8 protein-coding genes are annotated in these 8,657 nt (G+C 31.7%); 3 read left to right on the top strand and 5 right to left on the bottom strand.

The genetic code is table 11. The annotated features are described in order from the left end of the window. Window positions 1–41 precede the first annotated feature (41 nt). On the bottom strand, window positions 42–1,052 hold the full coding sequence (locus MKY70_RS09850; RefSeq protein ID WP_341024066.1) for a fatty acid desaturase family protein: 1,011 nt from the start codon (window positions 1,050–1,052) through the stop codon (window positions 42–44). 220 nt (window positions 1,053–1,272) lie between these two features. Then, window positions 1,273–2,304 (bottom strand): serine hydrolase domain-containing protein, encoded by a 1,032-nt coding sequence (locus tag MKY70_RS09845; protein WP_002189229.1) that lies wholly within the window; start codon window positions 2,302–2,304, stop codon window positions 1,273–1,275. 325 nt (window positions 2,305–2,629) lie between these two features. Here MKY70_RS09845 and MKY70_RS09840 point away from each other — a divergent pair, with 325 nt between their 5' ends. Next, window positions 2,630–3,349, top strand: a complete 720-nt coding sequence (locus tag MKY70_RS09840; protein ID WP_088032524.1) for a 4'-phosphopantetheinyl transferase family protein — start codon at window positions 2,630–2,632, stop codon at window positions 3,347–3,349. Window positions 3,350–3,566: 217 nt separating this feature from the next. Beyond that, the gene (locus MKY70_RS09835) at window positions 3,567–4,406 is read left to right on the top strand and encodes a dimethylarginine dimethylaminohydrolase family protein (RefSeq protein ID WP_341024063.1); all 840 of its coding nucleotides are present in this window, start codon (window positions 3,567–3,569) and stop codon (window positions 4,404–4,406) included. A gap of 81 nt (window positions 4,407–4,487) precedes the next feature. Here MKY70_RS09835 and MKY70_RS09830 read toward each other — a convergent pair whose 3' ends face one another. The 3 genes from MKY70_RS09830 to MKY70_RS09820 all read right to left on the bottom strand — a co-directional run bounded on the left by MKY70_RS09830 (window position 4,488) and on the right by MKY70_RS09820 (window position 7,281). Beyond that, window positions 4,488–4,907 carry a VOC family protein gene (locus tag MKY70_RS09830; protein ID WP_341024061.1) on the bottom strand — a complete coding sequence of 140 codons (420 nt, stop codon included), beginning with the start codon at window positions 4,905–4,907 and terminating at the stop codon, window positions 4,488–4,490. An 86-nt stretch (window positions 4,908–4,993) separates the two neighbouring features. Further along, window positions 4,994–6,352, bottom strand: coding sequence for a branched-chain amino acid transport system II carrier protein (gene brnQ, locus MKY70_RS09825; protein ID WP_002141315.1), 1,359 nt, complete (start codon window positions 6,350–6,352; stop codon window positions 4,994–4,996). A gap of 236 nt (window positions 6,353–6,588) precedes the next feature. Then, window positions 6,589–7,281 carry an FMN-dependent NADH-azoreductase gene (locus MKY70_RS09820; RefSeq protein WP_002165961.1) on the bottom strand — a complete coding sequence of 231 codons (693 nt, stop codon included), beginning with the start codon at window positions 7,279–7,281 and terminating at the stop codon, window positions 6,589–6,591. Window positions 7,282–7,593: 312 nt separating this feature from the next. On the opposite strand from MKY70_RS09820, the gene MKY70_RS09815 reads away from it, so the two are divergent. After that, on the top strand, window positions 7,594–8,559 hold the full coding sequence (locus tag MKY70_RS09815; protein ID WP_341024060.1) for an arsenic resistance protein: 966 nt from the start codon (window positions 7,594–7,596) through the stop codon (window positions 8,557–8,559). Window positions 8,560–8,657: the final 98 nt, after the last annotated feature.

Below are 8,657 nucleotides of genomic sequence, written 5' to 3'. Positions count from 1 at the left end.
AAATTTCCATACAGCCTATGTAGCACAACATGTATAATGATCTATTTCCCTTTCACTTTATTCCAAAATGGTATCCGTCCTTGTATATCATCTATTACAGAAGAGAATCCTGGTGCAGTGGAAAAAAAGAACCCTGTACAATGATGCGCTTTTTGATATTCTTCATCTTTCATTAAAATAAGATGAGCCTTCTTTATGTTAAAGTGTGGAACAGCAGGGAACAAGTGATGTACCAAATGGTATGAGTTTCTATGAGGATGAATGAGAAAACGCTCAAAAAAATTCCCAAAAGAATTTCTTGATGCAAATATCTCATTTTCCGATTCTAGTCCTGCATGTTCGGCCATTTCAGCCCAATATTTTAACATTTGAAAAGTTGTTAAAAACGGAACTACCCAAAATAAAATCAACTCTTGCCAGAAACCGAAAACAATTGAACAAATAATGATAGCGCCCCAATATAGAGTCCTGATTATTTGATCAAATCTAGGTTCCTCTTTTGCATATGCTGTTACTTTAATCATTCCAATCAAATAATTCGGCACATGTACTAAGAACAAAGGCTTTAAGCAATGCTGAATAAAAAATTTCATTTTATTTTTAGTCGGTTTATCTAACCCAACAATTTGATATCTTTGCTTATCAGGGTCTATCTCACTCCATAAATACCTGTGGTGATTCATGTGACTCTTACAATATGCTTTATAAGAAATCATTATCGGATAAGCAGCAAAGAAACATGCAACCCACTTATTTAATTTACGATTTTTAAAAAGCATACGATGACTTGACTCATGCATCATAATATCAAGGCCACGCATACGGCTACCAATGATAACAATACTAATCAAATACATCCACATAGTAGGGATAAAATAATTCAATGCAATTACTAAGGACACAATACCCCAATCCAATCCTATGGCAAAAAAATTATACCAATTGTTGGTTTTTTGTAATTCGCGAATTTCCAAGTTGATTTCTTTCGAAAAACGATGCTTCTCTAACTCTTTCTTTTGACTTTCCCCTAAATCGGTAGTTCCTCTAATCATATTATTAACTCCTTTATATAGAAATTAATGCTGTTGATTTATATCAGGAATCCTTCATTTAAATCCTTAACAAACACCCTTAGGCTCTCAAAATTTATACTCTAATTAATCATTTAAAGCGAACAATCCAACAGTTTTTATAAGCATATTAACTCTTAGTTAAATATTCATATCCTTTTTTATTTTGTAGGTATCAAAAAACATCCATGAATCTCAAAAACTAAATCTTTTTTTCAGAAATTAATTTATCAATCCCACTTTTAATAGGAACTACATTTCGTTCCACATTAGACATAATATGGAATTGCATCTTAGACTTTGCATTTACAGATGAATGAACCCTCACACCTGGATCAAATCCAAATACAAAATATTTGAGAATCTCATCATTTTCCATTGAAATCCAAACACCATATCCATAATGTAAACTATTATTTTTCACATAAGGAGTTAACAACTGATTAGTGTACTCTTTATTTAGGAGTTTCCCATTAAATAATCCATTCCAAAATTCTCCTAAATCTAAAACTGTTGTAAAAGCCCCTCCATCTGGCCCACCAACTATAGGGACCGAATAGATATTAGTTCTCCAAGTGTTATCATCTTTATTATCTATATATCCAAGTGCAGTTCGTTCCGGCAGTTGATCCATCCGGAAATATCCTGAATCTGACATGCCACAAACCTGAAATATATTCTCTTTTACATATTCTGCAAACTTCATCCCTGTCAATTTTTCTACAATCAACCCAAGTAAAATATAACCTGCATTACTATAAGAAAATTTACTTCCAGGATTAAACTTCATATGATAATTTTGAAACATAGGCAGAAAATCTGCAGGAGATTTAATAGAATACATTGGGGTATCCTTCCATAAATCTTCAAAATCATCCATTTCTTCTTCATCAAAATAATCTGGTATGCCCGAAGTATGAGTTAATAAATGATGAATTGTAATACCTTCATAAAAATTTGGGAATGAGTCTTCTAAACACTCTTTCAAACAAGTATCAAAAGTTAAAACACCCTTTTCAACTAATTGACATATTGCAACTGCAGTAAAAATTTTACACCCAGAAGCCATACCAAACCGAGTACGTGATGTATTAAAAATTTGTTCACTTCTATTCGCATATCCAAATCCATCTTCAAAGATCTTTTTTTTATTTTGAATTAAAATCGCACCTGAGAATGGTAATTTATCATCATAATTCTTTATAAATTCTTTTATTTCTCCAGAAATTATCACTTACCCAATCCCCTTTTATTTTTCTGATTTTTCCAACTATTAAACAGGGTTAATTGTAACTTCATTTAATTTTCAAAGCAATCTAAAATACATAACAAAACTTGAGAAACTTTTTTAATAATTGAATTGACTTCAAAAAAAAAATAAAACATAAGTTTGTTCATTTCTTCAAAATAGCTATACAATAACACTTAATATAATTCACATGATTTCTCAACAAATCTTATATCGCTCTCTATAACTTAATGGTAGTTGATAAATAATAAAATTAATTATACATTTAAATTCTCTTGAGACTATTATTTATATTGTTAGTGAGGTCATTATGAAAAAAATTGATAGTTACTTAGAAATTATTGCAGTTAAATTAGGAATTTTACTACCCTACAAAGACATAGAGCTGAAACTCACAGAATTACCTAAAAATGAAAGGGAAAGAATTTTAAGATTTCATAAATTAGAAGATCAACAAAGAACATTATTAGCTCATCTATGCATCAGAAAACGTTTGCAAAGATTATTGCTCATACCTGCAGATACTATCTCTATTAAAAGAGATCGAACAGGCCGCCCTTTTTTAAATAAATATCATGGTTGGAAGGGGGATTTTAATTTATCTCATTCTGAAGAATGGATTATATGTGGACTTGCTTCAACTGGACGAATTGGTGTAGACATTGAAAAAATTCAACCTATAGATCTTTCCGTAACCGAACTATGCTTTACTCAAGAAGAAATTGACTATTTTCAGTATATTCCTCACGATAGACAGTTATCGTTTTTCTTTGATATTTGGACTCTAAAAGAATCATTTGTTAAAGCAATTGGAAAAGGACTTCTATATCCATTAGATAGTTTTGGCTTCAATATGGACGATTGGTCCCAAAATAAAATAACCTTACGGAACACTAATTCCGATTTTAGTCAATTCTATTTCTGCCTAAATCGGTTAGAGCAAAATTACACTATCGCGGTTTGTTATACAGGTTGGGAACAGATAAACAATTCATCTATAAAGATACTAGATTATTCTGAGTTCCTATAATTATTTTACGTTTTTTCTAGAGCAATGATACACCCATCGTTATAAAAAACTGAAAATACAGAAAAATAACAACTTATAATAATCACTTTAATTATTATAAGCTCAATCTTTTTTAAGTTCATATTTTATTACGTTTTATCTTCTGTATCCAAAAATATTTTAAGCTTCAATCATCGTATAACAATTTAAAAATCACCTATATTGGAGGATTATTAGAATGAGTATTTTAAAGTCATATTGCTCAAGTGAATATAGTACGTTAAAAAAAGTTGTACTATGCGAACCATTATATATGAATATTTCTAGCGGTATAAACAAGACCCAAAAATATTTTATCAATTTAGGCTTTAATGTAGATCTAGCGAGAGAACAATACTCAAAATTTATTGATATACTTAAAGAAAATAGAATACACACTTTAATGCTACCTCCTGACTTACGCTTTCCCGAACAAGTTTTCACGAGAGATATCGGTTTTACTGTAGGGGAAACTGTTTTCATTTCTAACATGAAAAATGAAGTTCGTAAAGGAGAAGAGCAAATTTTCAAGAAAATATTATTAGAAAAAGATATTACTTATATAGATTGTATTAATAGTCATATAGAAGGCGGCGACGTCATTATCGATCAAGATATTGTATATATTGGTGTAAGCAATCGAACGTTATTTAACTCTGTAATAAAACTTGAACAGTTGCTCACACACTATAAAATAATTCCTGTTCCTTTTTCCAAAGATTTTTTACATTTAGATTGTGTTTTTAATATCATTTCACAGGAAGAAGCTTTAATATATCCACATGCATTTAGTAATAGTACATTAAAAATGTTATCAGATCGTTATAATTTAATAGAAGTATCTAAAAAAGAGCAATTTACTTTAGCAACCAATGTATTATCTTTAGGCAATAAAAAGATGATTAGTTTACCCATTAATACTACAACAAATAAAGAGCTGAGACTTAGAGGTTATGAGGTTATTGAAATCGACTTTGGAGAAATTATAAAATCTGGCGGATCTTTTCGCTGCTGCACTCTTCCTCTACAAAGGGGATGATTAAAAAACTAAAAATTAAAAGCTCACATTATAAAGGTGTTACGTTATTACGTAACACCTTTTCTCAAGGATAAACTTCCTTTACTTCTCTTCCGGATAATCACAGTACTCAATGATTGTTCCCTCTGTATCCGCTGGGTTAAGATAAATTAATCGTCTACCATGTTTATTAATTCGAAACGTATGTTCTAACGTTCGAATCCCTTGTTCCTTTAATTCTTCTAAAGCTACATCTAAATCGTCTACACGATACGCAACATGATGGACACCTTTCCCTTTTTGCTTTATAAATCGTGCTATTGGAGAAGTCGAATTATTCGTTGGCGCAAGTAATTCGATTCTATCACCATCAACTTCAAGAATAGCTACTTCGCTTTCAACACCAGGTGCTTCACTTACGTATCGATCTATTAAAGTTCCTGATAAAACCTTTTCATAAAACTGTATCGTACTATCTATATCACGAACTGCGATCCCGATATGGTCAATTGTTTTTTTCATTTTATTTCCCCTATTACTTTATTTTTTCTATTCTTATCAATAGTAACAAAAAAAGTTATAGAATCAAATTCTATAACTTTTTTCATTTAACTTATTTTCTTATTCGCACTAGCTGCTGGGCGAACTCCATTTTTCATTTTCACAACGCTAATGCCGTATCCAATTAATCCACCAATTACTGCTGGTAACACCCAGCCTAATCCAACCTCATGCATTGGAAGTAACTTAGTAAGAATATCGCTCACTACTGCTAATTTCACACCAGCAGCACTTAATCCATCAAACATACTTACAATAAATGTTACTAATAAACTTCCCTGATACACTTCAGCTCTTCCATTGAACAATGGGTGAAGGAACGTTAGGAAAATTAATACGATTGCTAATGGATAAATCGCTGTTAATACAGGAACTGAAATTGAGATTAATTGTGTTAAACCTACATTTGCAACAACTGCACTGAAAACTGATAACATAATTGCAATCGTTTTATATGGAATACTTGGGAATAGCTTATGGAAAAATGAAGAACACGCTGAGACAAGTCCAACACTAGTTGTTAAACACGCTGCTATAACCATTATACCTAATATAACTCCGCCATATGAACCAAAATAATAGCTTGAAACTTTTGCTAACACTGCACCACCGTTATCTAAGTGACCAAGTTTTGCAACACTTGAAGCTCCCATAAATGAAAGTGCTGAATAAATTATTGCTAAAATAGATGCAGCGATCAATGTTGCTTTTGCACAAACAATCATAATTTCTTTTTTTGTTTTTGCGCCCTTTTCTTTAATAGCATTGATAATGATAATACCAAATACGAATGATGCTAACGTATCCATTGTTAAGTATCCTTCTTGGAACCCTTTAAAGAACGCATGTGATGTATAAGCCTCTGCAGGTGCTTGCATTTCTCCCATTGGATGAATAAAAGCAAAGACTACCAAAATTCCAATAAACGTTAATTTAATTGGCGTCAAGATTTTTCCAACAATATCGACAATTTTCGCAGGATTTAGCGAAAAAAAACAAGTGATGCTAAAGAATACAATTGTAAAAAGAATTAGCGCTGTAGAACTTAAGCCTTCTGGCACGAAAGGTTTAATACCAATTTCATAAGAAACGCTTCCTGTTCTCGGAATAGCGAATAACGGACCGATTGCTAAGTATAAAACTGTCGTAAATACAATTCCGAATACTGGATGCACTCGGCTTGCTAATGACTGTAAATCTTCTTTACCTGAAATCCCAAATGCTAATACACCTAGTAATGGTAAACCTACTCCTGTTACTAAAAATCCAGCGTTAGCAATCCATACATTCTCACCAGCTGATTGACCAAGCATTGCTGGGAATATTAAATTCCCTGCTCCAAAAAATAGTGCAAATAACATTAATCCGATAACTACTATGAACGAAAACGGTACTTTATTCGCCATAATATAACCCCCATTCAAAATCCCTTATTTCATTTCCAATTTTAACTAATTGAATTTTCTGAATATTTAATTTAAGTATCAACTATTCTTGAACTCATTATAGTTTGTTATATAATATTTTGCAATACTATTTTCAAACTTTTCATTCATTTTATGAATATACATTTTTTAACATGGAAACTAGACTAAAAAACCAACATGGTCATCCATGTTGGTTTTACATTTACTATCATTAATTAAAATTTCGCCGCTACTTTCTTAACGTTATCTAAACCTTCTTCAACAATTTGCTGTGAGCGATCTGGATATTGATTGTGTCCTTCAATTACAACTGTCTCTGGATTTGCAATTCCCCAGAACCCAAGTACGTTTGTAACGTAATTAACAGCCATTTCCATAGGAGCCATTTGTTCAGAAGAGTAATCTGAACCACGAGCACCTAAAACAACTACTTTCTTATCACCAACTAAACCTTCTGGACCGTTCGCTGTATATTTAAACGTTTTTCCCGCTTGAGAAAGATATGAAATATACGTGATTAATGGTGCTGGTACTGTAAAGTTCCATAATGGGAATGCAAATACTACTTTTTCAGCTTCTAAAAACTGGTTTAAGTACTTATCCACTGTAGCAACTGCCTTCTCTTCTTCAGCTGTTATCTCCATTCCTTGACTACGTTTATATCCACCTGAAATAGCGATATTTCCGTAATACGGAAGATCTAATGCGAATAAATCTAACTCCGTAATTTCTGTATTCGGATTTGCTTCCTTATAAGCACTTACAAATGTTTCATACATTTTTGAACTAATTGCTTGCTCCGCTGGACGATCGTTTGCTTTTACAAATAATACTTTTGACATTGTTTTATTCCCCTCTACTTTTGTATTTTCTTCTTTTTTACCAAACAATGAGCTAAATAATCCCATTTTCTTCACCTAAACTTTCTTATCATATTCATTATTCATCATCATAAAAATTCTTATTCTAATAAAAAGTTCCAATTGATACCTTAACCTAAGTAAATTAAAACTTTTTGTTATTTAATTACCTTATGTAAGTGATTGTAATATACCCACTTACTTTAGTCAAGTAACTTTTTAAAAAGAAAAAAATCTCGAATTAAAAACATTTAACACAGATATTTCCTCAGTCAAAATGATTAATTCAAAAACACATAAGGGAAATACCTTGTATAATACAACTAGAGAGGGAAATTCATCTATAGAGAGGATTAATTAATGAGTACTTTAGAAAAGATTCAAACATTTATCATTCTTGCAGCTGTTACATTCGGGGTTATATTAGGACAATTTAATATGATACATATGTATTCGGAAAAATTTATTGTTCCCTTCTTATTTTTCATGCTTTATGGATTATTCCTCAGCATCCCATTAAAGGAAATAAAAAATGGATTCCGCAACTTAAAATTCGCTGGAACAAGCCTAGGTATTAACTTTATATGGACACCTTTTCTTGCTTGGGGATTAGGCGCGTTATTTCTTTCAGATCACCCAGCACTTTGGGTCGGCTTTATTATGTTAATGGTTACTCCGTGTACAGACTGGTATTTAATTTTCACAGAGATTGCAAAAGGTAACGTCGCATTATCTACATCAATTCTACCAGTAAATTTAATTTTACAAGTACTACTACTTCCAATTTATTTATTTTTATTTGCTGGTGTCATGAAAACTGTAGCGGTTTCTGTTTTAGTAGAAAGTATTGTTATCGTAATCGTCTTACCATTTGTACTTGCACACGCTACAAAATTCATTATGCATAAAATGAAAAAAGCTGAAACACTGGAGAATAAACTCATTCCATTTTTCAGCTCTGCTCAAATTGTATTTTTAAGTTTAGCAATAGTAGCGATGTTTGCCTCACAAGGTAAGTACTTATTACAAAATATGAATGTTGTTTTATTGTTACTTATACCAGTATTACTGTTCTTCATAATTAACTTTATACTAGGACAGTTTGTAGGACGTATAATGCATTTATCCTATGAAGACACTGTAAGCCTAAGCTTAACAACATTAGCGAGAAACTCGCCTGTTGCACTCGCAATTGCTGTGACTGCTTTTCCAGACGAGCCTCTTATCGCGCTTGCATTAGTGATTGGACCGTTAATAGAACTACCAGTACTAGCGTGTGTGTCACAAGTGTTATTACTTATTAAGAAAAAACAGCAATACACATAAAAAAACGTCCTACTTTGGGACGTTTTTTTATTGTCGAGAAAGTATAGAAGTAACGATACTTATCGGCTCTAAGGATTTTATACGTTATAGAAAATTAG

The organism is Bacillus sp. FSL R9-9492 (assembly GCF_038007365.1).
Classification (GTDB): domain Bacteria; phylum Bacillota; class Bacilli; order Bacillales; family Bacillaceae_G; genus Bacillus_A; species Bacillus_A mycoides.
The sequence above is the reverse complement of the archived record's forward strand: the minus strand, read 5'-3'. Positions and strand labels throughout refer to the sequence as shown.